This window comes from Sphingobacterium cellulitidis (genome assembly GCF_043187465.1).
Taxonomy (GTDB): Bacteria; Bacteroidota; Bacteroidia; order Sphingobacteriales; family Sphingobacteriaceae; genus Sphingobacterium; species Sphingobacterium cellulitidis.
The window spans coordinates 1473019-1498621 of sequence record NZ_CP171136.1 but is presented as its reverse complement, the minus strand read 5'-3'; the positions used below and the strand labels follow the sequence as shown (position 1 = coordinate 1498621).

The following is a 25603-nucleotide window of genomic DNA, read 5'->3' as shown; positions in this document are numbered from 1 at the left end:
ATGGGACTGACAGAAAGAAAAATCAGACAACAACAAGAACTTAAAGAACAGATTATCTGCTGTTCCCGAGAAATCGTGGAAAATGAGGGTTGGGCTGCACTTTCTATCCGCAAAATTGCCGATGCAATTGAATATTCTGTACCTGTTATTTATAAGCATTTCGAAAATAAAGAGGCTATATCTGCCTATTTCGTGCAAGAAGGATTTCAAAAACTTCTGCAATCCATGGATCAAGAAATTCAAGCAGACAAAGCTATCGCCATTAAAATCGATCAATTGGCCAAAGCCTATTGGCTATTCGCAGTCGCACATCCAAAACATTATGAAATTATGTTTGGATTGGGCATCCCAACCTGCGAAAAAACCAGGGAGTCCGAAGATATTAAAAAAGTATCCGACAAGATGCTGGATTTAATTGATGAAGCGATCTTAGAAAGTGGAAAAAAGAAAATTGATAGATATCTGAAACTGAAAACGCTATGGTCTATTTTACATGGCATCGTAGCAATTGATCTTTTATCCATTGACTCGAATGAAAGTAGATGCCCATCGGAAGTCCTTGCAGACGCCATGGATGGTTACATCAAATCTATACTCGTATAATTCTAGAAACAACAAATTAATATACTAAAATGAGCTTATTACAAGACTTAAAATGGAGATACGCCACTAAAAAAATGACTGGCGCAGCTGTAGAACAAGAAAAAATCGACTATATTATTGAAGCAGCGCGTCTTGCTCCTACTTCTTCTGGACTACACCCTTTCAAAATCATCGAAATCAGCAACCAGGAAATCAAAGAGCAAATCCGTCCATTAGCTTACAATCAATCACAAATCGTAGATGCATCCCACTTATTGATCTTTGCGGCTTATGATGAATATACCCAAGACCGTGTTGATTCAGTTTTCTTATTACAAGAACAAGAACGCGGATTGCCAGCAGGATTTGCTAATGATTATAAAAACAGTTTAATGACTCGTTTTAACCAACAAAGCAGAGAACAACATTTTGAGCACGCTGCACGTCAGGCTTATATAGGATTCGGAATGGCAATCGCTGCTGCTGCAGAACAACGCATTGATGCTACCCCAATGGAAGGTTTTGACAATGCTGCATTGGATCAATTCCTTGGATTAAACGAACTTGGCTTACGTTCAGTAACCATCTTAGCATTAGGTCATCGTGATGAATCCAATGATTGGTTGGTAAACTTGAAAAAAGTAAGAATTGCTAAGGAAAACTTTGTGATCAGCAAAAACTAAACGCATAATAATCTTTTCTAAGCCGCCACTTTTGGCGGCTTTTTTATTTGGCTAAAAATTCTAAAGACTCACCTAGCAAACCGAATTTTATTCCAGAGACTTATTCGACTTTAAGCAATCCAAAATCCAAGAGAAATACTGCGTTTGATCGGACTTTCTCCGGACCTTCTTCGGATCTCCGTCGGATGTTGTTCGAATTTTTTCGAAGGAAGTCCCTAGCAGGTCCGAAGGATTTCAGACCAATATCCGGTAGTCTCATTTATTTATCCTGAATTCATTCCCTATCATTTAATAATGCTATCCATAAAAAACTTCCTATCCTTCAATGATTTTTTTTATTTTAAAGACCGATAGGCTCTAAAATCGATTATTTCAATAAATAGCCAGAATGAAATCCACTAACAACAATAAAAAGGAAAACAATGAATAAGACTTCGAAAGAAAAGATGATAGCCGGAGAACCCTATATAGCATCTGGGGATGAATTATTTAGGGAACGACAGCATGCTAAGGTTGAATTACAAAAGTTCAATCTCATGGATCCCACAAAAATCAAAGCCAGGAATCAAATCATCAAAAAGCTATTTGGGAAGACGACCAGTAGATTTTTCATTGAGCCTCCATTTTACTGCGATTATGGCTATAACATCGAAGTTGGCGATAATTTTTATTCAAATTATAACTTGACCATCCTGGATTGTGCCAAGGTGATTATCGGGGATAATGTCATGATTGCACCCAATGTAAGTTTATTTACGGCGGGACATCCTGTTGACGCCGTACTTCGTGTTGAAGGGTGGGAATACGCCATGCCGATTGAGATTGGCGACAATGTTTGGATTGGTGGAAATACCGTCATTAATCCTGGCGTAAAGATCGGCGCAAATTCGGTGATTGGATCCGGATCAGTAGTGACGAAAGATATTCCGGATAACGTGGTAGCAGCTGGAAACCCTTGTAAGGTAATTCGGGAAATAAATGCTAGAGATAAGGTTTATTATTTTAGGGACAAGAAATTCGATTTTGAGGCAGAATAACCTCCTTATCAAATAAAAATACCTGAGGTTGGGGACCCCAGGTATTTTACCAAACCAATTATTAACCTAAATTATGAAATTATGAATTTACTATCTAAACGGTAACTAAAACGCTTTATTATTAAGGAAGCAAGTTTTTTTTCAAAAAGTTTATCCCTTACAATTGGGCTAAAAACAAAAATACCCGGAGCGGAGAACTCCAGGTATTTTACCAAACCAATTATTAACCTAAATATTTTCTATTTATCTAGATAGTGTAATAACGACATATATCTTGCCATATTGTATTATATTTTAAAAAAAATAGCCTATTATTTGACAAGGATATATAAGTAATTGATTTACAGATAAATAAATTTACAATTATTTTGAAATAACTTCTACGACTTTATCACTTAACTTAGTAATGTCGGATTTTAAACCGACCATTATTGAAAGCACATTCACTGGATTGCCTTGCATTTTGCGGAAATTGTGCATATATCCGACTTCCATTCCAAGGAAAAATCCTTTGAATTTATAATCGGAACCTACCCCTAATTTCACTGCTGGGGAGATACTATATTCATAATTCAATTCCACCGTTCCGTCACCAATATCCTCAGATCGGGGTTCCATATTCAATGCACCGGAAGGTCCTAAGTATGCATAGGTATTTAATCGCTCCCATTGCCTTCGAATTCCGCCAGCTAAGCTTAGGATGTACATGGTAGAGCGAGCATTCTTTAACACCCTATTATACTCTGGATCATCTTGCAATTGGTCGTATCCAAAACTGAGCATATATAAAGTGGGCTGTAAATAATATTTGGGATTTTTCAAGGATATATCCAAGCCCATGCTTCCGGTAAACAGTTTTGTCGTCAATACATTTCTGGTTTTCCCGATAGGGAACGACAAACCCGTACCCCCAAAATAATAAACCTTTCGGTAATGGAGGGTATCAGCTCCCGATTGTGCAAACGCGGAAATAGCTAAAAAAATGCAAATGCAGATCAATACAGTTTTCTTCATGAAATAGACGATTTAATGGACAACATTAAACATAAACAAAATGTTTCACGAAGAAAATAAAAACTTATTAGAAATAGTTTTTCGATTGAGGACCTTGACTAAACAACAGGTCAATAATACTCAAGTTTGGTAAAAACCCATTCTTATCCTCAAACAGCTGAAAATATGGCTTTTGATCAGGAACCAGGGAAGGTTTTTTAGGATGAATTACATTCCGATAATCCAGCGCATTGGGCGATTCTGCTTCATACTTATCGTTGAAAACAATTTCACGATTCAACTTGAGCAGTTTTAAAATCAATTGCAGTTGCTCCACATTGTACTCGAGCAAGTGGTTGTACTCTTTTTCATAAAATCTACGAAAGTCATCTTCATAGAATTCAAAGTAAGCCGAACTACGGTAAGCCGTTTGGAGGCTTAACCAATGTAAACGTTGCCAAGGATGATCATAATTGATCAAAACTTCATTCAATTTTTGTCTTTGTTTTTTACCATGCTGTATTGGGACCAGTAAGTCCAGAACACCATTTGCCGTTGCAATTTGGGCTCTTGTGCGGAAGGTTTGTTTTGGAAAGTGCTCCCACTGCTCCATAATAATAGGCCCTTCATTATTTTTGATGGTATGAAAATAACTGATATTGGGCAAATAAAACGCTGGTAATAATAATCCTACTGACATAAACGAATAATCACTTCAATTTGTCCGCAAAAATAACTTTATTTGAGGATATTTGTAAAGTACTTTAAAAAGGCATGAAGGAAAAACTGATTTATGGCACATTATATTTGATCTCCCTCCTGCCCTTTTGGTGCCTTTATATCCTCTCTGACTTTCTTTTTTTGCTGATTTACTATGTTTTTGGGTATCGCAAAAAAGTCGTTTTTCAAAATTTAAGAAATGCCTTTCCTGAGAAATCGGAATCCGAAATCAAAGAAATTGCCTATCGCTTTTACCGATACTTTCCTGATTTGCTGGTCGAGTCCGTTAAAATGGCGACCATAAAACCAGAGGAGGTCATCAAAAGGATTGAATTACTAAATCCTGAGGAAGTATATCAATATACCGAGCAAGGTAAGGGAGTCATCGGTGTGACCTCGCACTATGGGAATTGGGAACTTTCTATCCATCGATTATCCTTGATGATGGATGTTCCAGAGCTAATTGTCTACAAACCATTAAACAATAAAGTTTTCAATACGATTCATAATCAGATACGTTCGCGATTTGGAGCCGAAATGGTGCCGATGAAACAGATTTTGAGACATATTATTAAGTTGAAAAATGTCCCGCATATTAGTATGTTTGTAGCAGACCAGACACCTACCTATCAGGATTCTGATTATTTCATGGAATTTTTGAACCAGGATACATTAGTTTACACTGGGGCAGAGCGAATTTCACGATTAACAAAATTTCCGGTGGTATTCTGTGAAGTTAGGCGAAAGAAAAAACGAGGGTATTATTCATGTAAGTTTACAACCTTGGTTGAAAATCCAGATGCATATCCGGAGCATGAAATTACCCATATTCACAATCGCTTTACGGAGGAAATTATCAAATCGGAGCCTGAATATTGGCTATGGTCCCATCGCAGATGGAAGCGTAAAAGAAGAAATTAAATGTCAAATTACCCGAAAGTTGCCGTTGTCATATTAAATTGGAACGGGAAGTATTTCTTGGAGAAATTCCTTCCTTCGGTATTTAATAGCACATACCCAAATATTGAATTTATCATTGGTGACAATGGTTCAACCGATGATTCTATAGCTTATGTGGAAGAGAACTTCCCGATGTTCAAGATTATCCGTAATCCGGAGAACCTGGGATTTGCGGGTGGCTATAATGAAATCCTAAAACAAGTTGAGGCGGATTATTTCATTTTACTGAACTCGGACGTTGAGGTTTCAGAAAATTGGGTTGAACCCGTGATTAAATACATGGAGCAGGATCCGTTAATGGTTGCTTGCCAGCCAAAGATCCAATCTTACCATAGCAAAGGTGAGTTTGAGCATGCCGGCGCAGCGGGTGGATACCTGGATTATTTTGGTTTTCCATTTTGTCGAGGTCGCATCCTGGATAAGGTCGAACAGGACAAGGGCCAATATAATGATGCACGGGAGGTCTTTTGGGCAACAGGCGCAGCCTTGTTTATCAAATCCAAGGCATGGCATGAGGCCGAAGGCTTTGATGCGGATTTCTTTGCCCATTTTGAGGAAATCGACCTTTGCTGGCGATTAAAAAAGATGGGCTATAAAGTTGGTTATTGTCCGAACTCAGTGGTATACCATGTCGGTGGTGGTACATTAAAAACCAGCAACCCACAAAAGACCTATTTAAATTTCAGAAATAATTTAGTCATGCTCCAAAAGAACCTATCGGTTGGAGCAGCGATATGGAAAATATCAATTCGATTATGGTTGGATTTATTTGCATTGATCAAGTTTCTTTTCGATGGAAAATCCGCTGATGCATGGGCAGTCAGCAGAGGACATCAATATTTCTTCATGAATTTCTTCAAAACCGCAAAAAAGAGAAAGAAATATCAGCAGAAAGAAAACAAGAAAGGACAATATAAAAATTCCATTATTTGGGATTATTACATGAATAATATCCATAAATACTCCGAACTGAATGACAATAATTTCCATTAAGTGTTAAAGTTCTGAATTATCTTTTCTAGTTTAATTTTCAGGGTTCTGCAACACTTTGCGCAATTAATTAAATAGTTGTTTTAAATTATTTTACCCTTAATATATTTTGTATTTTCGTGGTCTATGTCAATAGATATTCAAGCGAAAATAGCAGAACTTACACGCGAGCTGAATGAATATAATTATCAATATTATGTTTTGGCTCAACCCTCTATATCTGATTACGATTTTGATCATAAATTAAAGGAACTAGAAGCTTTAGAACTTCAACATCCTGAGTTTAGGGATCCTAACTCCCCTACTTTAAAAGTAGGTGGTGATATCACCCAGCGATTTCAGACGGTTCGTCATAAATGGCCAATGATGTCTTTAGGAAATACCTACAACGAACAGGAGTTAAAGGATTTTGATAATCGTGTCCGTAAAGTAGTTGGAGATCAAGTTCAATATGTTGCTGAATTGAAATTTGATGGGCTATCGATTTCCATTTCTTATGAGAATGGGAAATTGGTCCAGGCAGTAACTCGCGGAGATGGAACACAAGGTGACGATGTGACCAATAATGTAAAAACCATCCGGAGTATACCCCATCAATTAAGAAAAGGAAACTACCCTGAGAGCTTTGATATTCGAGGTGAAATCTTTATGCATAAATCTGCATTTCTAAGATTAAATAATGAGCGGGAGGAAAACGGAGAGCAAACCTATGCCAATCCGAGAAACTTCGCCTCAGGCACCATCAAGCTACAGGATTCTGCAGAAGTGGCCAAAAGACCGTTGGATTGTTTTTTATACTTTTTGTATTGTGACAATCGCAACAAGCTTTTCCATGACCATTGGCATAGTATTGAGGAAGTAAAATCTTGGGGTTTTCCAGTTTGTGAGCATAGCAAATTATGTAATTCAATCGATGAGGTTTTAGAATTCATCCATTACTGGGACGATGCCCGTCATCAATTATCCTACGAGATTGATGGGATTGTGATTAAAGTCAATGATTTTGTTCAACAGGAGGAATTAGGTTTCACAGCGAAATCTCCGAGATGGGCAATCTCTTATAAATTTAAGGCAGAACGGGTTGAAACCATTTTGAATAGCATCAGCTATCAGGTAGGTCGAACCGGAGCAGTGACACCAGTTGCTAATCTTAAACCCGTTTTATTGGCGGGTACTACGGTAAAACGTGCTTCCTTACACAATGCGAACGAAATTGAGCGGTTGGGACTTCATGTTCATGACACTGTTTTTGTCGAAAAAGGAGGCGAGATCATTCCAAAGATTATTGGTGCCAATGTGGAGAAACGTCCTGAAGGAGCAAAACCTTTTGAATATCCGACACACTGTCCGGAATGCGGAACAGAATTGGTTCGTGAAGAGGGAGAAGCCGTGCATTATTGTCCAAATGAAGATGGTTGTAAACCTCAAATCGTAGGAAAACTACAACACTTTATTGGTCGTAAAATGATGGACATCCAAGGATTGGGTGATGAAACGATTGAAACATTTTTCCGTTTGGGCTTGATCCGCAAAATCTCGGATATCTATACCTTAAAAGATCGGGAGTCCGAATTGGTAGGCATTGAGCGATTTGGACAAAAGTCCATCGACAATATGATAAAGGGGATTGAACAATCCAAGAGCAAGCCTTTTGAAAAGGTATTATTTGGATTAGGTATTCGTCATATTGGAGAAACAGTAGCTAAGAAACTTGCGCAGCATTTCAAAAATATCGATGCTATTCGATCTGCGAATGTTGATGAAATACTTTCGGTCCAAGATATTGGATTACGCATTGCCGAGAGCATCAATGCCTACTTGGTCAATCCAGAACATTGGGAAGAGATCGAGAAATTAAAGGCCATGGGCCTTCAGTTTGAGATTGAAGAGAAGGAAATTGTTTTAGCTGGAGATAACTTATCAGGGAAGACCTTTTTAATTTCAGGCGTGTTTGCAGATTATTCGAGGGAAGAATTGACTGAATTAATCGAGGCACATGGAGGCAAGATGATCAGTAGTATATCTTCTAAATTGAATTTCTTGGTAGCAGGGGATAAAATGGGTCCTTCCAAGTTGGCGAAGGCTGAAAAACTGCAAATCCCAATGATTTCCGAGAGTGAATTATTGGCGATGATTAATAAATAGAATTAAAATAACAAAATATATAATAAACGATGAACGAGCTTCAAGGTGCGGGAGTAGCATTAATAACTCCATTTCACGCAGACGGCACAGTAGATTACGACACTTTAGGAAATTTGATTGATTTTCAAATTGAGGGTGGAATTGATTATTTAGTTTCATTGGGTACCACTGGCGAAACAGCGACCCTAACTCAAGACGAACGAAAGAAGGTGTGGCAATTTACTTCCAAACACGTGAATAAACGCATTCCTCTGGTAGCTGGTATTGGTGGGAACAACACCTATGAAATCGTGGAGCAGATCAAGAATTTTGAAACATTGGATTATGTTGCGATTCTTTCCGTATCTCCATATTATAATAAACCAACACAAGAAGGTATTTACCAACATTATAAGGCCATTGCCGAGGCTTCAAAACTTCCTATTATTCTGTACAATGTACCGGGAAGAACAGGAAGCAATATGACGGCAGCCACAACGGTTCGTTTAGCGAATGATTTTAAGAATATCATCGCGACCAAGGAAGCTTCAGGAAATTTTGCGCAATTCAGTGAAATTCTTCGGGATATGCCAAAAGGTTTCCTATTAATTTCTGGGGATGATCCAGTTACCTTGCCAATGATGGCCATGGGTGCTGCAGGGATTATTTCAGTGGTAGGAAACGCCTACCCGACCAAGGTTTCAGCATTAGCACATTTATGCCGTGAGGGTAATTTTGAAGAAGCTAGGGCCATTCATTTGGAATTATTAAGAATCATTGACCTGTGTTTTGTGGAAGGCAATCCTGCTGGTGTAAAATATATTCTTGAGAAAAAAGGAATCGGACAAGATCATGTACGCTTGCCTTTGGTACCTGTCGGTCCGAAGACAAGAGAAGCAATAGATGCAGAGATGCAGCTACTAGCATAAAAAAATAACAGGTTGGCAATGAAAATTGACCAACCTTTTTTATTTTTAGGTATTCTTTTTGTTACCAAAATAAAAACTGAATTAAGAAAAATGGAAACAACAAACCAACAACCTAGTAATCGAGGCTCAAAATTCAAGAAATTCATAAGCTGGTTACTTCTAGTCCTATTTTTAGGCTTTGCCGGATTCGTTTACTTTAAATATTACTTTGTATTTGGTGAAGGTGTTAAATCTGGAGTTCTTAATTACGCAGTGAAAAAAGGAAATCTATTTAAGACCTACGAGGGAAAACTTATCCAAGAGGGAATTCGTTCGCAAAAAACTGGTACAGGATTATCGAGCAATGAATTTGAATTCTCCATAGAAAGTGATTCTGTATTTCATGAGTTAGAATTAAATAGCGGAAAGGCATTTGATTTACACTACAAAGAGTATCACGGGGTTCTTCCATGGCGAGGAAATACGCGATATGTAGTGGACAAGATCATCCAAATGCGTGACGCTAAACCAAATAGCTTTTAAAAGCATTTCATGCCAAGATAAGGCAATGGAGCTTCAATTGATGAGATGGAATATTTCAATCATCAGTTGAAGCTTTTTTTATTTGGGGTATTACGCTAAATTTAACCCTTACTTATTTCCTTGAAGAACATGCTTTTAGCAGGTTTTCAACAATCTTTTTTGAAAAAGATTGCAAAATTAAATTTCGTGAACTATATTTGCGGAGTACTTCGATAGTGGTACACTAATCATTACCTCTCTAAAAAGATGGTCTTGATTTATAAAGAAGTGGCGAGAGACTGGCTCAATGACCCACTGGCAACCTTCAATAAGAATTGAAAAGGTGCCAATTCCTGTCCGAGGCAATAAAGCCCAGGAGCATATAAATGAAATAGACTATGACTTCAAAATTTTCAAAATCGGAATTATTGTATCTTGTTGGAAAACCAGCAAAGAATCAACTTATTCAATTTATTTCTTCTTGTATTGCGAGTGCTTCACGAATGCGATAGCCGTCTGTAGATTTCTACACGATAGGTATTTATCGTAAGGGGAATCATGTAGTCGGCCAAATCATCAAGCAATCAAGGGATAAAAAAAATCATTCAATTTACTAACATCTATAATCAACATAAAAATGTCGGAAAACAAAAATCTTAAATTTGAAACATTGCAAGTACATGCAGGACAAGAAGTAGACCCTACAACTGGTTCAAGAGCATTACCTATATACCAAACCTCATCATACGTTTTTGAAAATGCAGAACATGGTGCTAACCTATTTGCATTAAAGCAATTTGGAAATATCTATACCCGGATCATGAATCCAACGACGGATGTTTTTGAAAAACGTATTGCAGCCTTAGAAGGCGGTGTTGCAGCACTAGCTGTTGCTTCAGGCCAGGCAGCTCAATTTATTGCATTGACAAATATCCTTGAAGCAGGTGAAAACTTTGTTTCAGGAGCTAATTTATATGGTGGTACTTATAACCAATTCAAAGTATCATTCAAAAGATTAGGTATCGAAGCTCGATTTGCTGAAGAATCAGATGCTGATAAAATCGAAGCCTTGATCGACGATAAAACCAAAGCGATCTATGTAGAAACCATTGGTAACCCAAGTTATAACATTCCTGACCTTGAGCGTATTGCTTCCGTTGCGAAGAAACATGACTTACCATTGATCGTGGATAATACATTTGGTGCAGGAGGTTATTTGTTCAAACCTTTGGAGCATGGTGCAAACGTTGTAGTAGAATCAGCAACCAAATGGATTGGTGGACACGGTACAAGTATCGGTGGTGTTATCATCGATGGTGGTAACTACAACTGGGGCAATGGTAAATTCAAGCAATTTTCAGAACCATCAGAAGGTTATCATGGCTTGGTATTTTCAGATGTTTTTGGCGAGGGTGGTCCATTTGGAAACATCCAATTTGCGATCCGTGCGAGAGTTGAAGGATTGAGAGATTTCGGCCCTGCCCTTTCTCCATTCAATTCATTCTTATTGGTACAAGGTTTAGAGACTTTATCATTAAGAGTTCAACGTCATGTGGACAATACTTTAGAAATCGCACAATGGTTAGATGCGCATCCACAAGTGGAGCATGTAAGCTATCCAGGTTTGAAAAACCATCCATATCATCAAAATGCTCAGAAATATTTGAAAAATGGATATGGGGCGGTTCTTTCATTTACAGTAAAAGGTGGAGTTGATAAAGCCAATGAGTTTATTGATTCCTTGGAATTGATCAGCCATTTGGCGAATGTTGGGGATGCGAAGACATTGATCATTCACCCAGCAGCAACCACCCACCAACAATTAAGTGCTGAAGCACAGAAAAAAGCAGGTGTAGAACCAGGTCAATTGAGATTGTCAGTGGGTATCGAGCATATTGATGATATTAAAGCTGACCTAGCACAAGCATTTGACAAAATTAAATAAGGGGGGCCTTATTTAATTTTTATGGAGGAAGATAATTTAATAGAATGAGTGTAAAGACTTTCGGATATAGCCAAGACTTCGAGTTAGAAAGTGGGAAAAAACTGGCAAATCTACAGATAGCTTACCATAGTTATGGAGAGCTAAACGAAGATAAATCCAATGTGATATGGGTTTGTCATGCTTTGACTGCTAATTCAGATGTATTTGACTGGTGGCCAGGATTATTTGGCGAGCATGAGTTATTCAATGATAAAGATTATTTTATTATTTGTGCCAATGTATTGGGTTCACATTATGGAACGACGAATCCATTATCCATTGACCCCAATACAAACCTGCCTTATTATTCAGACTTTCCGCAGTTCACCATTCGCGATATCGTAAAAGCCCATCAATTGCTGGCAGACCATTTAGGGATAAATGAAATAAACACTTTGATCGGTGGATCCTTAGGTGGGCAGCAGGCATTGGAATGGACGGTTGCAAAAACGATTAAAATCCATAACCTGATAGCCATCGGAACCAATGCTTTCTTTTCTCCGTGGGGCATTGCTTTTAATGAGAGTCAACGATTGGCAATTGAGGCAGATTCAAGCTTTACTGAAAAAAGAGACGACGCTGGCATGAAAGGCCTAAAAGCTGCTCGCAGCATGGCCTTATTATCTTATCGAACATACAATGCCTATGGTACCACGCAGGTAGAGTCTGATCATGATAAGACGGATGCCTATAAAGCATCATCCTATCAATCCTACCAAGGGGATAAATTGGTGAGAAGATTCAATGCATTTTCGTACTGGTATCTGACCAAAGCCATGGACAGTCATCACTTGGGAAGAGGAAGAGGCCAAGTAGAACAAGTTTTACAATCCATCGAAGGCGTAAATGCCTTAATCATAGGTATTCCTTCAGACGTGCTCTTTCCGCCACAGGAACAAGAATTCATTGCTAAAAACATTCCACATGCAGAGTACTATGAACTACACTCCTTTTTTGGACATGATGGATTCTTGATTGAAACAAAAACCCTAACTCAAGTTATTGGAAACTTTCTTGAGAAAAATAATACAAAAGCAGAAAATCACTTAAATTTAATTAAAGAATAATGAGTAAGAAACTTACCATCGGGATGTTTGGATTTGGTGTGGTGGGACAAGGTTTATACGATATCATAAAAACAAAGAACCTAAACTTAGAGATTAAGAAATTCGTAATCAAAAATGCAGACAAGAAAAGGACATTGCCTGCAGAATTATTCACTACAGATGCAAATGCGATCTTAAATGACCCAGAAATCAATACAGTAGTTGAATTAATTGATGATGCGGAAGCTGCTTTTGAAATTACAAAAAGAGCGCTGACAAGCGGAAAAAATGTGGTTTCAGCTAATAAAAAAATGATTGCAACCCATTTGGAAGAATTAACGGAGATTCAAAATCAACATGGGACTTCCCTATTGTACGAAGGTGCGGTTTGTGGAAGTATTCCAATCATCCGGAATTTAGAGGAGTATTATGACAATGAATTATTGCACTCTGTGAGTGGTATTTTCAACGGTTCATCAAACTATATCCTATCCAAGATCTTCAATGAAAATCAAAGCTATGATGCAGCATTGAAGAAAGCACAGGAATTGGGATTCGCAGAAACTGACCCTACTTTGGATGTGGGAGGTTATGATCCAAAATATAAATTGGCTATCGTGGCTTCACATGCTTACGGAATCTATATCAACCCGGATGAAATCCTTAATCTAGGGATTGATACCCTAGGAGATGCGGATATTCGCTATGCAAGGGAGAAGAATTATAAAATCAAATTAATTCCATTGGCGAAAGAGATTTCCAACAATAAAGTAGTTCTTTATGTACTTCCGAAATTTATTTCAAAAGGCAATATCCTACAAAATGTTGAGAATGAGTACAACGGAGTATTGGTAAAAGCAGCCTTTGCAGATGAGCAATTCTTCTATGGTAAAGGTGCTGGCGGTCATCCTACAGGATCAGCCGTTCTATCCGATATCGCAGCCCTGAGATATGATTATAAATACGAGTATAAAAAACATTTAGAGGCACAGCAAGTAAGCTACTCAACGGATTATAGTTTTAAAGTTTATTTCCGTTACGAGGATGAGGATGTATTGGAAAACATTGAATTCAGCAGTATTTCAGAGCGTTTTTACAGTGATGATCATAAATACGTAATTGGGACAATCAACCTACAGGAAATTATAGCAAAACGTGAAATTATCCATCAACAAGGAAATTTCTTAGCAGAGATTCTATAAATTCCATTTTAAATTAAAATAGAAAGTGTTTTTCCTTAATTGGTTGAACACTTTTTTATTGTTAGAGGCTAAACCACTCTATTTTAGGGATAAAATTATTTGAGAGTAAAAATCTTCAACAATATTATTTTATTTATAAACGGGAAATTAATGGCTGCCTAAAAAGTAGGACAATAAATTGAATTTTAGACTAGGAAGTAAAAAAATTTTTACGATATTAGCTAATATTCCCCTACCTAGAGTAACATTCTTATTACATAGTAGTTTTTTGGCATTTAATAGGTTAAATATCTGTTAATACATTTGCTTTGTCATGGTTTTTGCTTTATATTATCAAATATTTATTATATAAACTTAAAAATCAAGGTGATCATGAGAAAGTGGAATGTGTTAGTACTACTAAATGCAGTATCTATTGGTTTGTTTGCACAAGACGGAACCAAAACTAGCACGAGCGAGGGATCTGCATTAACGTATGTAATTATCGGAATTATTGTTTTGACAGTAGCTATTTATATGTTATATAGCCGTCAAAAGAGAAAGTTTAACGATTAAAACGTATTTAAAATACGAATAATAAAAAAGGCCTGATTTTCATCAGGCCTTTTTTGATTAATCTCTTTTGAGTCCAAATTTCTCAATTTTACTATAGAGATGACTACGTTGAATATCTAAATCATCTGCAGTTTTGGATACATTCCAATTGTTTCTTTCCAACTTATATTTAATGAATTCACATTCAGAGAAGTCTTTGAAGTCTTGGAAGGAAGTAAATTGTTCCATATCAAAACCATTGGAGTTATGATTGGAGGAATGGTTATTTGAAGCTGCCGGCCCACCTGGATTAGCAAATTTCAACACATCTTCTTCGGTGATTTTCTTATCACAAAGAATAATCAAACGTTCAATCATATTTCTTAGCTCACGGATATTACCTGACCAAGGCAATGATTGCAAGGCTTTCATTGCATCTGCTGTAAAGGCTTTCACCGGCATACTGTATTCGGCACAAATCTCCTCACAGAATGCTGTTGCTAAAGTTGGAATATCGTCTTTTCTTTCGGCTAAGGAAGGAACATGAATTAAGATAACACTCAAACGGTGGAATAAGTCCATTCTGAAGTTACCATCTTCAATTTCTTTTAGTAAATCTTTGTTGGTCGCTGCGATAACACGAACGTTGACATCAATTTCCTTTTCACCCCCTACCCTTGTGATTTTATTTTCTTGCAAGGCTCTCAACACCTTAGCTTGGGCAGAAAGGCTCATATCACCAATCTCATCCAAGAATAAAGTACCATTATTAGCTTGTTCGAATTTACCGATACGTTGTTTTACGGCAGAAGTAAAGGATCCTTTTTCATGTCCAAAAAGTTCAGACTCGATCAATTCAGAAGGGATAGCGGCACAGTTAACTTCGATCAAAGGCGAGCTGGAGCGCGTAGATTTCTCATGCAACCAACGAGCTACCAATTCCTTACCGGCACCATTGGCACCTGTAATCAATACACGAGCTTCTGTTGGAGCAACCTTTTCAATGGTATCCTTGATTAAACTAATACCTGATGAATCTCCTAAGATTTCTTTGGTTTTGGAAATTTTACGTTTTAAGACTTTGGTTTCTTTGACCAAGGAGCCTTTTTCCAGCGCGTTTCTAACGGTTATTAATAACCTATTGAGGTCTAGCGGTTTTTCTAAGAAATCAAAAGCACCTTTTCGAGCTGCCTCCACGGCTGTTTCGATGGTACCATGTCCGGAGATCATGATGAACGGGATATCGGAAAATTCTTTGGCTGAGGTCAGTACTTCCATACCGTCCATCTTATTCATCTTGATATCACATAATACCAAGTCGATTTTTTCCTTTTGTAAGATTTTCAGACCATCTTCACCGTTATCAACATCCAGGACCTTATAGTCTTCATATTCCAAGATGTCACGTAACGAGCTACGAATTGGACGCTCATCATCTATAATTAAAATTGTTGTCATAATTAACACACTTGTTTATAGGCAATAGAAAATGTTTAAATAAAAAGAAGCAAACTTTGTAAGCCGGGTTCTGTATTCTAAAATAAGAATTTCTATCATTTATCTAGGTTTGCATTCACATGCAAACTCCATCAACCTACCCATTGCAATTGCTCAAGGCAGAAAACGAGCAGCTTTCAATTCTTGCAACCTATTTGGTCTTTCAACATACGAGGTTTACCGAGATGCATGTTGCCATGCAAATCCGTGAGCTCTTACCTCACGTTTTCACCCTTACCCCGAAAGGCGGTATATTTTCTGTGGCACTTGCTGTCTAATTTTTTCAAATCAGCCTTCCCGTTAGGAAGCGTATTGCTCTGTGTTGCCCGGACTTTCCTCTTCATTTTTAAAATGCAGCGATAGAACCAGTTTGCTTCAATGTGCAAAATTACAAAAAATTCAACGGAATAAGGCTAAACATCCATGTTAGGATGGGTTAAAAATATTTTTAAGAAATATGTAAAAATTTTCTTTAGCAGCTGTAGCGATATAAATAATTGTATCGTTATATGATAAAACATAAGTCGACGAGATGTTCTTTTAACTATTTATTAATTTAATTTATATAACAAACAAAATGAAAACTACTACATTTTTAAGAACATTATTAGCTATTACGGCAGCAGCAGGTGCAATGACATTTATTTCTTGCAAAAAAGACAATCCAAAACCAAAAAACAAAACCAAAATGGTAAATGTGGTTTACAAAATTGACTCCAAAGAAAAGGATTTGAAATTGACTTCTTTAGTAATCACTGGATATAAAGGTCAAGATTCAACCGTTTCAACAAAAGATCTAAAATTCCCTAAAGAGATTAGATTGAGAAGACCAGCTCTAAAAAAGAATGCAATGTTGAAAATCAAAACAAAAGTAGACAAACCTGGAAAAGTAAATTTGGAAATCTTAGTTGATAATAAATCTGTTAAAAAAGCTGAAGCGAACATCACCGACATCAAAAATGAAGGTGTGATTGAACACAAATTCTAAGGAAAAAAAAATTAAAAACAATTAATACTTCTTACCCCATAAAATTACCAGGCTGTACATTCATTGTACAGCTTTTTTGTTTTATAGAATTAAATATCTTGAGCGATAGCGTAGCCAGCAGCCCATGCCCATTGGAAGTTATATCCCCCTAACCAACCTGTAATATCCACAGCTTCTCCTCCAAAATATAAACCCTTTATTTTCTTGCATTCTAAGGTTTTGGGATTTAATTCATCCGTAGAAAGACCTCCACGCATGACTTCCGCTTTATCATAGCCTTTATCTCCTGCAGGTTTAACTTTAAATTGATGAATGCTATCTGCTAATAACTTTGCATCTGCTTTGCTTAGGGAGGCTATTTTGAGGTGAATTGGCAGAAAGGCTCCGAGTGCATCGACCATTTTTTTGGTAAAATGATCATTTAATAATTGTCCGACGGTCCTTCGGCCGCCTGCATTCCGTTCTTCTTTGATTAGTTGATCAATCTTGAATTTGGGCAACAGATCAATGGTAAATTGCTGGCCTGGACGCCAGTAAGATGATATTTGAAGAATAGCAGGTCCACTTAATCCCCAGTGGGTAAAAAGAATATTCTCCTCAAAGGATATCTTTTCATTGTAAACTCGAGAATAAACGGAATTTCCTGCAAGGGAAGCATACCAATCGGCATCTTTGCCTGTTATGGTCAATGGAACCAAGGCTGGTGCAGTTTCTACGAGATTGAGATTAAACTTTCTAGCTAATTTAAGGGCAAAGTCTGAAGCTCCTAATTTAGCTACCGGCAATCCTCCAGTGGCAATGACCACTTTCTTCGTCGAAATTTTAGTTAATTTTCCTTCCTTCTCCACCGTTAGCTCAAAGCCGAACTCAGTTTGTTTTACCTCATTTACCAAGGCGTTCAACCAAATATCTTGTCCGGTGTCATACATGAGTTTTGTAAATACAGCAACAATATCTTTGGCTTTATTTGTTGTGGGAAACAATTGGCCCAAGGTTTTTTCCTGCCCTTTGATCTGGCCAAATTGTTCAAAAAAATTAATGGTGTCCTCTACAGACCATTGAGAAAAAACGGCGTTTAGAAATTTGGGGTTTTCGGAAACGAAGTTATCCGTAGAGGTATAAATATTGGTGAAATTACAGCGACCACCACCTGAGATCAGGATTTTTGCTCCCGGTTTATCATTCCTTTCGATCAATAAAGTCTTCTTGCCGATAAGACCAGCTTGAACCGAACACATCAATCCACAAGCACCACCTCCAATGATAATCGCATCGTAATCTTTCATTAGGAAATCAATTCTCCTTCCAATGAAATTGTTCTTTGTTCAGCCCAGGATTTTTCGGCAAGCTCTAAGATTCGAATGACATCTCTCGCTTGTTCTGGTTTAATATATAAATCTTCTTCTCCACGGATGGCTGATACGATATTTTTATAGAAATCTTGTCCAGACCCCCATTCACTAACTATTTTTTCTTCTACATCTGCCCCATTCTCCAGAATTGAAAGTGTTCCTTGAAATGCCGGATCTTCTTTTCCCCAGTCATTCACTGTTGAAGGAGATACTCCATCACGCAGCAAAGTTTCTTGTGGGTCAACTCCCCATTTCACAAAACAGCCATTCATTCCATAGACCGCATATCTAGCCGTTGATATTTTGGCTAACATCTGTCCTTTCAAGGAGACCTTGATTCCAGGGAAGGATAAAATAAATTCAAAATCGTCGATCGCTTTTGCGCCATCGCGTTGAACACGAAGGTCAGCAAAGATGGCCGTCGGCTTCCCAAATACTTGCAAAGCTTGGTCGACCAGATGGGCACCAAGGTCATAATGAATACCTGAACCTGGTAAATTCTCCTCACGCCACGCCCCTTCTCTCAGGAAATTTCTGAAACGATCATAGCGAGCCTCATAATTGACCACACGTCCTAATCTTCCAGATTCGATAACCTTCTTCACCGTTTTAAAGTCTGAATGGTACCTGGCATTGTGATGCACAGAAATCAATAGATACTTCTCTTTTGCCAAAGCAATTAGTTCATCTGCTTCGGAGCTGTAGTTGGTGAAAGGTTTTTCAACGACCACATGTTTGCCAGCCTCCAATGCTGCTTTAGCCAAACTAAAGTGTACATCATTTGATGTTGCAATCGCTACAATATCCACTTCGGGATCATTGATGATATCATCTGCCGATAAGACTCCAATCGCATCAGGATAGCGTTCTGCCAACATTTTCTGCTGCTCAGGTTTGCGGGCAGTGACCTTATATAACTCCAGATCAGAATTCCCATTAATAAATGGGGCATGAAAAACATGCCCACCTATTGAAAATCCTATTAATCCAACTTTAAGTTTTTTCATATTTACATTCTTTCAGGTACTTGAATACCTAATAAGTTCATACTTTCAGCGATGACTCTTGCAGCAGATGCTGACAATTGCAAACGGAATCCTTTGACGTTTTCGTCTTCAGCCTTAAGGATAGTCTCCTCATGATAGAATTTATTGTATAGCTTCGCTAAATCATAAGCGTAGTTGGCCAATTGCGCCGGGCTAAATTCATTTGCTGAAGCTTCGATAATGGCAGGATAATTTGATAAGGCCTGAATCAAATCGCGTTCATAAGATGAAATAGATGCAGGAGTTTTCACTTCAACAGCTTGATATTCAGCTTTACGCAACACAGATTTAATACGAGCATGGGTATATTGGATAAACGGACCTGTATGACCTTGGAAATCCACAGATTCATTCGGATCAAATAGAAGACGTTTTTTAGGATCCACCTTCAATAAGAAATATTTCAAAGCCCCCATACCAATGGTTTGATACAAAGCAGTTTTCTCTTCTTCGTTGAAGCCTTCTGTTTTTCCTAATTCTTCTGTTCTTTCTTTGGCTGTTTCAATCATTTCGGACATTAAATCATCCGCATCCACCACAGTTCCTTCTCTAGATTTCATCTTACCTGAAGGAAGGTCAACCATACCATAAGATAGGTGGTACAAGCCATTGGCCCATTCCTTGCCTAATTTTTTAAGGATTGCAAACAGCACTTTAAAGTGATAATCCTGCTCATTTCCTACCACATAAATAGACTCATCCATTTTGAATTCATCATATTTCAATTGGGCAGTCCCTAAGTCTTGGGTGATATACACAGATGTGCCATCACCTCTAAGCACTAATTTTTGATCTAATCCTTCATCCGTTAGGTCGATCCAAACTGAGTTGTCTTCTTTCTTGAAGAAAACTCCTTTTTCAAGACCTTCCTGGATAATATCTTTTCCTAATAAATAGGTTTCTGATTCATAGTAGAATTTATCGAAATCAACACCCAACTGTTTGTAGGTTTTATCAAAACCTGCATACACCCAGCCGTTCATTGTTTTCCAAAGGTTGATGACTTCCGCATCGTTTGCTTCCCATTTCTGAAGCATTACTTGTGCTTCTTTCATCAATGGAGCATTCTTTTTGGCATCATCTTCGGATTGACCTTCTTGTTTTAGTTGATCAATTTCCTTTTTATATTCTTTGTCGAATACCACATAGTATTTTCCTACAAGATGGTCGCCTTTAAGTCCGGAAGATTCTGGTGTTTCACCGTTACCGAACTTCTGCCATGCCAACATGGATTTACAGATATGAATACCACGATCATTCACAAGGTTGGCTTTCACCACGTCATATCCGTAAGCTTTTAAGATTTCAGCAACGGAATACCCCAATAAGTTGTTACGAATGTGTCCAAGGTGCAATGGTTTATTCGTATTTGGAGAAGAGTACTCCACCATAAGCTTTTTACCATTTTTAGGGTACTTAGCAAATGATTCCGAAAGGATGGTTTGATTTAATAATTCGATCCAATAGGTATCTGAGAAACTAAGGTTTAAAAATCCTTTGATGACATTGAAGTCCGCAATTTCTTGGATGTTTTCTTTTAGATAAGTACCTATTTCATTTCCAGTGACTTCCGGAGATTTTTTAGAAAATCGGGTAACAGGAAATACAACTAATGTAATTTGACCTTCAAACTCTTTTCTTGTCTCTTGTAAAGCAAGCTGGGATGCAGGGATTTCTGCTCCATACAATGCACTTACCGCTTGAACTGTCTTCTCAATAAGCAGTTCTTGAATTGATTTTGCCATGTAAATATTTCGTAATATTCGTAACTTTCTGATAATGAATTTAAAAAATAACGCCTTGATTATTTAGGTATTCATCACGAAAGCATATCTTTGCCAAAAATAATAAAAAATGCAGAGCTATCAGGAATTTCTTGACTTAAGTGTTGGTTTTCCGCAAGACGGATTCGATATCATCGATGACGAATTGTACTTCCACGATTTGAATTTGATGGAAATGATAGAAACGTACGGTACGCCGCTACGTTTTACCTATTTACCCATTATCAGTAAAAAAATACAACAAGCGAAGATTTTATTTCAAACAGCCATGTTGAAATACAATTATCGCGGATCCTATAAATACTGTTATTGTACGAAATCTTCGCATTTCAAGCATATCGTAGAAGAGGCTTTGAAGAATGATATCCACTTGGAGACCTCTTCAGCTTTCGATATGCCAATGATTGATGCGTTGGAGAGACAAGGCAAAGTCACAAAGGACATTACAGTAATCTGTAATGGTTTCAAGACTTACCAGTACAAGCAATATATTGTAGACATGTTGCATGATGGTTTCCACAATATTATCCCTGTATTGGACAATAAAGAGGAATTCAACATGTATGATGACGAGGTTGAATTATCGGAACCTTGTAACTTGGGTATCCGTATTGCTGCTGAGGAGCAACCTGATTCTCAGTTCTATACTTCCAGATTAGGAATTAGAATGGAGGATGTTATTGATTTCTATAACAGCAAAATCGTTGATAACCCACACTTTAAAGTGAAACTATTACACTTCTTTATCAACTCTGGTATTTCGGATACTCCTTATTACTGGAATGAGTTGGAGAAATATGTGACGCTTTATTGTAAATTCAAGAAGATCAATCCGGATTTAGATACACTTGATATTGGTGGTGGTATGCCATTCAAAGATTCATTAGTTCATGATTTCGATTATGAATACATGGTCAATGAAATTGTAAACCGCATCAAACAAATCTGTGCGCACCACGAAGTCGTGGAACCAGATATCATTACTGAATTTGGAAAATATACAGTAGCGGAGGCTTCGGGAATTTTATATAAAGTATTAGGTAGAAAACAACAAAACGACCGGGAGAAATGGTTAATGTTGGATGGTTCATTTATTACGAACTTACCTGATGTTTGGGCATTGAACCAAAAGTATATCTTACTTCCGATAAATAACTGGGATTCAGAATATGAGCGCGTAAACTTAGGCGGTATCACTTGTGATGGTCAGGATTATTACAATCAAGAGGCCCATATGAACTCTGTGTTTATGCCAAAAACTAGAAAAGTACAGTATTTGGGATTCTTCCATACAGGAGCGTATCAAGAAGTATTAAGTGGCTATGGTGGTATCCACCATTGTCTATTACCATCTCCAAAACATGTGTTAATTCGTAGAAATAGAGACGAAACATTTAACTATGAGGTATTTGGAGAAGAACAAAACTCGAAACAAGTAATGAAATTATTGGGCTACCAATAAGATCATCTCATAAACGAAAAAAAGCAAGTTAATTCAGATTAACTTGCTTTTTTGTTTTAAAGTGTAGGTGTTCAACTTTTAATTTCCCTCCTTTAACACTAAACTTTTAATTTCTTTTCTTAATTCACGAGGTAATTGCATAAATACCTCTGGTTTTAAATTGAGTTCAACAGAACTAGATTTTGAAGTTCGGTGGACAAAAAATAAATTGATAAATCCACCTCCTAACCACTTCCCATCCTTGATTAGGTACTCGCCATACTTCAAATCCAATTCATTAATTGTGTTAAAAAACTTCTGCTGCGCAGAATTCTCAATTAAATACATGAATTTTTTGTTTAATGTGAAAGAACTGTGCACAAAAGTAAAAAATATGTTATTAATTAACTGTTAATATTTTAATTATTTAATAATATACAACTACATTAGTTAATCGTTAAGCCTTTACGATATCCTATTTTGAAATATTTTATTACAATTAGATTACAGTTTATGCTGTAAATTGCTTCGCATTAACATGAAAAAATTTTTTAAAATCCTTATGTATATCATACTTGCATTGGTCCTAATTCTTGGACTTGCAGTCTATCTTTTAAGCCGTTCTGAACAGATGGGAGCCTTAGCATCAGGCGACCGTATAAAAAGAATGGAGAATACTTCAACTTTTAAAGATGGCGTATTCGATAACCTTGAAAAAACACCTGCAATAAAAGAAGGAGTTAGTCAGGTTTCTGTATTTAAATCCTTTTTCTTCGAGAAGGATAAAAGAAACGTTCCTTCGAAACCATTACCTGTTGAAAAAACAGATTTAAAGAACATCCCTCTGAATGAAAACGTATATGTTTGGTTTGGTCACTCATCTTACTATATGCAAATTGATGGAAAACGGATTCTTGTGGACCCTGTGATGAATGGGCATGCCTCTCCTATCCCAGGAAGTGTAAAAGCTTTTCAGATGACTCATAAATATCAGGTTGAGGATTTTCCTGAAGTTGATATTCTAATCATTACACACGACCATTATGATCATCTTGATTACCCAAGCATTTTGAAGTTAAAAACTAAAGTAAAGGATGTCGTAACGAGCTTAGGCGTTGGTGCGCATCTTGAGAAATGGGGCTACTCAAATGAACATATTCATGAATTATACTGGGGTGAAAAGTTAAAATTGGACAGTTTGGAATTTACTGCTGCTCCCGCAAGACATTTTTCAGGTCGTTGGTTAAAAAGAAACACCAGTCTTTGGTCCTCTTTCATACTTCAATCTGATTCTTTAAGAATTTTTGTTGGTGGTGATTCAGGATATGGAAAGCATTTCAAGGAAATCGGTGATAAATACGGTCCATTTGATGTCGCAATATTGGAAAATGGCCAGTATAATGAGCTTTGGAAATACATTCACTTGATGCCTGAGGAAGCGGTGCTTGCCGCTCATGATTTACAGGCCAAGAGAATTATACCGGTTCACAATTCTAAATTTCCTTTGGCAAATCATGCTTGGGATGATCCTATGATTCGAATTACGAAGGAAGCAAAGAATAAGAATTTTCCGATATGGACACCTAAGATGGGGCAACTGATCTATTTAGATAAACCCAATGAAACCAAGGAATGGTGGTTGGGAATTGATTAAAAAATAAGGGCTGCCAAAATTGGCAGCCCTACTTTTTATTAATAGTCTAGTTGTATCCAGGATTTTGTTTTACAGCGCCATTTGACTGATTTACGGCAGCTCTTGGCAAAGGATAGAGAACGACATGATCCCCCGGGGTATAGCCATCATCCTTAGCTCTCTGAACATATAAGCCCCAACGGATTAAATCGTCACGACGAACTCCTTCTTCCCATAGCTCAAACAGTCTTTCATTTTGTACTGCTTTTCTAAAGGTATCTTTCGTAAGACCCGATAAAGCTGGTAATTTACCATGAACGGTACGAACATCGTTCAAGAACGTATAAGCTTCAGAAGTTGGTCCATTGAGTTCATTCAAAGCTTCTGCATATAATAATTCGACGTCAGCATAACGATAGACAATCACATCAACAGCTGTAGACATGGAAGATACTTTTGCTGGATCTGGACCGTATTTATCCATCACGGCTCCAATATCTCCTCCTGCCCTCGCATCGCGGTAAACGACCTTACCACCTTGCATAGTCGGGTATTTCTCCAATAATAACTTCAACCTATAATCTGCTTTGTTGAATTGATCATATGTTTTCCAAGGCATTCTATAACCTCCCCATGGAGCATCACCTCCCCCTACAGTCACATCATAATAATCGGTTGGTAGATAATGCGGTCTATAGCCATTCCCAGTAGTACTTGAAGTAGCATTCGCCACTACCGCGAGAATGATTTCATCGTTACCCCCTTTGTTATTCATGTTAAAGTTGTCTTCGTATTTTGGAGTAAGGCTGAATCCTATAGCTTTAATTTGTTTACCCATTTCAATGGCATCAGCCCAACGCTTCTCTTGCATGTAAAGTTTCATCAAAGCAGTCAGACAAGCTGATTTGGAAAAACGACCATAGTCTGCACCTTCAAATTTGGCAGGCAATACAGCAATAGCCTCCTTAAAGTCCTTTTCTATGAAACCAATCATTGCTTCTTTAGTAGGACGCGGAATAGTATTTGATTCTGGAGAGTTCACCAAACTTGGATCTAAAACCACAGGAACTGGACCATAATACAAATACATAATTTGCATAAAGAACCCTCTCAAGCCTTTCAACTCTGCTATATATCTCTTTTTAAGGTCCTCATTCATATTTACGCCCTCGATCTGAGGAATCAAAGTGGTAATTCTGGAAGTATAGCGCATTAAAAACACATAATGTTGCGTAATCTGAGAGAAATCTGGATCAAAGTTCAACATATTTAGTTTTTTCCAACGACCAGCATCATCCCAGTTACAAATAGCTTCATCTGTCGTCTGCCCCGCTTGGGTCGTGATACCCGTCATTGTAGCTCCGTATCCATTCCACATACTTCCTTGCATAATTCCAGAATACATGGCTGTTACCGCGGAAGTCACATCATTTTCTGTTTTTAGGAAATTTGAACCGTTCAATTCCTGATCATCTCTGTATTCCAAACCTTTTTCACAAGAAGTGAAAATTGGGGACAAGGCAAGCATCAACACTGTTGCCTTAATCCATTTGTTCGTTATATATTTTCTTTTCATT

The 25603-nt window shown here is 37.5% G+C and carries 22 protein-coding genes, 1 other RNA gene and 1 riboswitch; of the genes, 14 read left to right on the top strand and 9 right to left on the bottom strand.

The features are described from left to right. The 3 genes from ACF3OC_RS06480 (at position 1) to ACF3OC_RS06470 (ending at position 2302) form a co-directional block, all read left to right on the top strand. Complete coding sequence (locus ACF3OC_RS06480; protein ID WP_094280468.1) at positions 1–603, top strand: TetR/AcrR family transcriptional regulator; 603 nt, start codon at positions 1–3, stop codon at positions 601–603. A 29-nt stretch (positions 604–632) separates the two neighbouring features. Further along, on the top strand, positions 633–1265 hold the full coding sequence (locus tag ACF3OC_RS06475; RefSeq protein WP_094280467.1) for a nitroreductase family protein: 633 nt from the start codon (positions 633–635) through the stop codon (positions 1263–1265). A 422-nt stretch (positions 1266–1687) separates the two neighbouring features. Continuing rightward, positions 1688–2302 (top strand): sugar O-acetyltransferase, encoded by a 615-nt coding sequence (locus tag ACF3OC_RS06470; protein ID WP_094280466.1) that lies wholly within the window; start codon positions 1688–1690, stop codon positions 2300–2302. A gap of 363 nt (positions 2303–2665) precedes the next feature. Here the strand turns inward: ACF3OC_RS06470 and ACF3OC_RS06465 are convergent, their stop codons facing one another. Together ACF3OC_RS06465 and ACF3OC_RS06460 are read right to left on the bottom strand one after the other, a co-directional pair. Next, positions 2666–3316, bottom strand: coding sequence for a hypothetical protein (locus ACF3OC_RS06465; RefSeq protein WP_392471151.1), 651 nt, complete (start codon positions 3314–3316; stop codon positions 2666–2668). A gap of 67 nt (positions 3317–3383) precedes the next feature. Continuing rightward, positions 3384–3995, bottom strand: coding sequence for a WbqC family protein (locus tag ACF3OC_RS06460; protein WP_094280464.1), 612 nt, complete (start codon positions 3993–3995; stop codon positions 3384–3386). A gap of 74 nt (positions 3996–4069) precedes the next feature. Between ACF3OC_RS06460 and ACF3OC_RS06455 the strand changes: the two genes are divergently transcribed. From ACF3OC_RS06455 to ACF3OC_RS06420, 8 genes are all read left to right on the top strand, one after another. Next, a complete protein-coding gene (locus tag ACF3OC_RS06455) occupies positions 4070–4936 on the top strand; it encodes a lysophospholipid acyltransferase family protein (RefSeq protein WP_392471149.1) in 867 nt (288 codons plus the stop codon). Further along, positions 4937–5968 (top strand): glycosyltransferase family 2 protein, encoded by a 1032-nt coding sequence (locus ACF3OC_RS06450; protein ID WP_094280462.1) that lies wholly within the window; start codon positions 4937–4939, stop codon positions 5966–5968. Positions 5969–6091: 123 nt separating this feature from the next. Next, positions 6092–8110: an NAD-dependent DNA ligase LigA gene (ligA, locus tag ACF3OC_RS06445; RefSeq protein ID WP_094280461.1), complete on the top strand. Its 2019-nt coding sequence runs from the start codon at positions 6092–6094 to the stop codon at positions 8108–8110. A 29-nt stretch (positions 8111–8139) separates the two neighbouring features. Next, the gene (gene dapA, locus ACF3OC_RS06440) at positions 8140–9018 is read left to right on the top strand and encodes a 4-hydroxy-tetrahydrodipicolinate synthase (protein WP_094280460.1); all 879 of its coding nucleotides are present in this window, start codon (positions 8140–8142) and stop codon (positions 9016–9018) included. Positions 9019–9108: 90 nt separating this feature from the next. Further along, on the top strand, positions 9109–9540 hold the full coding sequence (locus ACF3OC_RS06435) for a hypothetical protein (protein WP_094257172.1): 432 nt from the start codon (positions 9109–9111) through the stop codon (positions 9538–9540). A 254-nt stretch (positions 9541–9794) separates the two neighbouring features. Continuing rightward, positions 9795–9908, top strand: a riboswitch (SAM riboswitch). A gap of 248 nt (positions 9909–10156) precedes the next feature. Next, the gene (locus ACF3OC_RS06430) at positions 10157–11464 is read left to right on the top strand and encodes an O-acetylhomoserine aminocarboxypropyltransferase/cysteine synthase family protein (protein WP_094280459.1); all 1308 of its coding nucleotides are present in this window, start codon (positions 10157–10159) and stop codon (positions 11462–11464) included. A gap of 44 nt (positions 11465–11508) precedes the next feature. Next, positions 11509–12570, top strand: coding sequence for a homoserine O-acetyltransferase (gene metX / locus ACF3OC_RS06425; protein WP_094280458.1), 1062 nt, complete (start codon positions 11509–11511; stop codon positions 12568–12570). Further along, entirely contained in the window at positions 12570–13751 is a 1182-nt protein-coding gene (locus ACF3OC_RS06420) for a homoserine dehydrogenase (RefSeq protein WP_094256836.1), read from the top strand. The genes metX and ACF3OC_RS06420 overlap by 1 nt, the downstream gene beginning before the upstream one ends. Before the next feature lie 612 nt (positions 13752–14363). On the opposite strand, the gene ACF3OC_RS06415 is transcribed toward ACF3OC_RS06420, so the two are convergent. Both ACF3OC_RS06415 and rnpB read right to left on the bottom strand, forming a co-directional pair. Next, positions 14364–15743, bottom strand: coding sequence for a sigma-54 dependent transcriptional regulator (locus ACF3OC_RS06415; RefSeq protein ID WP_094256834.1), 1380 nt, complete (start codon positions 15741–15743; stop codon positions 14364–14366). Between the two features lie 43 nt (positions 15744–15786). Next, positions 15787–16158, bottom strand: an RNA gene (gene rnpB / locus ACF3OC_RS06410) — RNase P RNA component class A. 201 nt (positions 16159–16359) lie between these two features. On the opposite strand from rnpB, the gene ACF3OC_RS06405 reads away from it, so the two are divergent. Then, positions 16360–16770 (top strand): hypothetical protein, encoded by a 411-nt coding sequence (locus ACF3OC_RS06405; RefSeq protein ID WP_094280456.1) that lies wholly within the window; start codon positions 16360–16362, stop codon positions 16768–16770. Positions 16771–16859: 89 nt separating this feature from the next. Here the strand turns inward: ACF3OC_RS06405 and ACF3OC_RS06400 are convergent, their stop codons facing one another. The 3 genes from ACF3OC_RS06400 to argS are packed head-to-tail and all read right to left on the bottom strand — an operon-like array spanning position 16860 to position 20913. After that, a complete protein-coding gene (locus tag ACF3OC_RS06400) occupies positions 16860–18056 on the bottom strand; it encodes an aminoacetone oxidase family FAD-binding enzyme (protein ID WP_094280455.1) in 1197 nt (398 codons plus the stop codon). Further along, positions 18056–19129, bottom strand: coding sequence for a Gfo/Idh/MocA family oxidoreductase (locus ACF3OC_RS06395; RefSeq protein WP_392471145.1), 1074 nt, complete (start codon positions 19127–19129; stop codon positions 18056–18058). Before ACF3OC_RS06395 ends, ACF3OC_RS06400 begins: the two co-directional genes overlap by 1 nt. Before the next feature lie 2 nt (positions 19130–19131). Beyond that, positions 19132–20913, bottom strand: coding sequence for an arginine--tRNA ligase (gene argS, locus ACF3OC_RS06390; protein ID WP_094280453.1), 1782 nt, complete (start codon positions 20911–20913; stop codon positions 19132–19134). Positions 20914–21022: 109 nt separating this feature from the next. On the opposite strand from argS, the gene ACF3OC_RS06385 reads away from it, so the two are divergent. Beyond that, the gene (locus ACF3OC_RS06385) at positions 21023–22414 is read left to right on the top strand and encodes an arginine decarboxylase (RefSeq protein WP_094256829.1); all 1392 of its coding nucleotides are present in this window, start codon (positions 21023–21025) and stop codon (positions 22412–22414) included. A gap of 78 nt (positions 22415–22492) precedes the next feature. Here the strand turns inward: ACF3OC_RS06385 and ACF3OC_RS06380 are convergent, their stop codons facing one another. Further along, entirely contained in the window at positions 22493–22741 is a 249-nt protein-coding gene (locus tag ACF3OC_RS06380) for a hypothetical protein (RefSeq protein WP_094256828.1), read from the bottom strand. 214 nt (positions 22742–22955) lie between these two features. Between ACF3OC_RS06380 and ACF3OC_RS06375 the strand changes: the two genes are divergently transcribed. Next, the gene (locus ACF3OC_RS06375) at positions 22956–24047 is read left to right on the top strand and encodes an MBL fold metallo-hydrolase (protein WP_094280541.1); all 1092 of its coding nucleotides are present in this window, start codon (positions 22956–22958) and stop codon (positions 24045–24047) included. Between the two features lie 46 nt (positions 24048–24093). Here the strand turns inward: ACF3OC_RS06375 and ACF3OC_RS06370 are convergent, their stop codons facing one another. Further along, positions 24094–25602 carry a RagB/SusD family nutrient uptake outer membrane protein gene (locus tag ACF3OC_RS06370; RefSeq protein WP_094280452.1) on the bottom strand — a complete coding sequence of 503 codons (1509 nt, stop codon included), beginning with the start codon at positions 25600–25602 and terminating at the stop codon, positions 24094–24096. Position 25603 lies beyond the last annotated feature (1 nt).

What these genes read in the sequence shown, in the direction of transcription:
- ACF3OC_RS06480 (WP_094280468.1), top strand. Translation starts at nt 1, where the DNA reads ATGGGACTGACAGAAAGAAAAATCAGACAACAACAAGAACTTAAAGAA.
- ACF3OC_RS06475 (WP_094280467.1), top strand. Translation starts at nt 633, where the DNA reads ATGAGCTTATTACAAGACTTAAAATGGAGATACGCCACTAAAAAAATG.
- ACF3OC_RS06470 (WP_094280466.1), top strand. Translation starts at nt 1,688, where the DNA reads ATGAATAAGACTTCGAAAGAAAAGATGATAGCCGGAGAACCCTATATA.
- ACF3OC_RS06465 (WP_392471151.1), bottom strand. Translation starts at nt 3,316, where the DNA reads ATGAAGAAAACTGTATTGATCTGCATTTGCATTTTTTTAGCTATTTCC.
- ACF3OC_RS06460 (WP_094280464.1), bottom strand. Translation starts at nt 3,995, where the DNA reads ATGTCAGTAGGATTATTATTACCAGCGTTTTATTTGCCCAATATCAGT.
- ACF3OC_RS06455 (WP_392471149.1), top strand. Translation starts at nt 4,070, where the DNA reads ATGAAGGAAAAACTGATTTATGGCACATTATATTTGATCTCCCTCCTG.
- ACF3OC_RS06450 (WP_094280462.1), top strand. Translation starts at nt 4,937, where the DNA reads ATGTCAAATTACCCGAAAGTTGCCGTTGTCATATTAAATTGGAACGGG.
- ligA (WP_094280461.1), top strand. Translation starts at nt 6,092, where the DNA reads ATGTCAATAGATATTCAAGCGAAAATAGCAGAACTTACACGCGAGCTG.
- dapA (WP_094280460.1), top strand. Translation starts at nt 8,140, where the DNA reads ATGAACGAGCTTCAAGGTGCGGGAGTAGCATTAATAACTCCATTTCAC.
- ACF3OC_RS06435 (WP_094257172.1), top strand. Translation starts at nt 9,109, where the DNA reads ATGGAAACAACAAACCAACAACCTAGTAATCGAGGCTCAAAATTCAAG.
- ACF3OC_RS06430 (WP_094280459.1), top strand. Translation starts at nt 10,157, where the DNA reads ATGTCGGAAAACAAAAATCTTAAATTTGAAACATTGCAAGTACATGCA.
- metX (WP_094280458.1), top strand. Translation starts at nt 11,509, where the DNA reads ATGAGTGTAAAGACTTTCGGATATAGCCAAGACTTCGAGTTAGAAAGT.
- ACF3OC_RS06420 (WP_094256836.1), top strand. Translation starts at nt 12,570, where the DNA reads ATGAGTAAGAAACTTACCATCGGGATGTTTGGATTTGGTGTGGTGGGA.
- ACF3OC_RS06415 (WP_094256834.1), bottom strand. Translation starts at nt 15,743, where the DNA reads ATGACAACAATTTTAATTATAGATGATGAGCGTCCAATTCGTAGCTCG.
- ACF3OC_RS06405 (WP_094280456.1), top strand. Translation starts at nt 16,360, where the DNA reads ATGAAAACTACTACATTTTTAAGAACATTATTAGCTATTACGGCAGCA.
- ACF3OC_RS06400 (WP_094280455.1), bottom strand. Translation starts at nt 18,056, where the DNA reads ATGAAAGATTACGATGCGATTATCATTGGAGGTGGTGCTTGTGGATTG.
- ACF3OC_RS06395 (WP_392471145.1), bottom strand. Translation starts at nt 19,129, where the DNA reads ATGAAAAAACTTAAAGTTGGATTAATAGGATTTTCAATAGGTGGGCAT.
- argS (WP_094280453.1), bottom strand. Translation starts at nt 20,913, where the DNA reads ATGGCAAAATCAATTCAAGAACTGCTTATTGAGAAGACAGTTCAAGCG.
- ACF3OC_RS06385 (WP_094256829.1), top strand. Translation starts at nt 21,023, where the DNA reads ATGCAGAGCTATCAGGAATTTCTTGACTTAAGTGTTGGTTTTCCGCAA.
- ACF3OC_RS06380 (WP_094256828.1), bottom strand. Translation starts at nt 22,741, where the DNA reads ATGTATTTAATTGAGAATTCTGCGCAGCAGAAGTTTTTTAACACAATT.
- ACF3OC_RS06375 (WP_094280541.1), top strand. Translation starts at nt 22,956, where the DNA reads ATGTATATCATACTTGCATTGGTCCTAATTCTTGGACTTGCAGTCTAT.
- ACF3OC_RS06370 (WP_094280452.1), bottom strand. Translation starts at nt 25,602, where the DNA reads ATGAAAAGAAAATATATAACGAACAAATGGATTAAGGCAACAGTGTTG.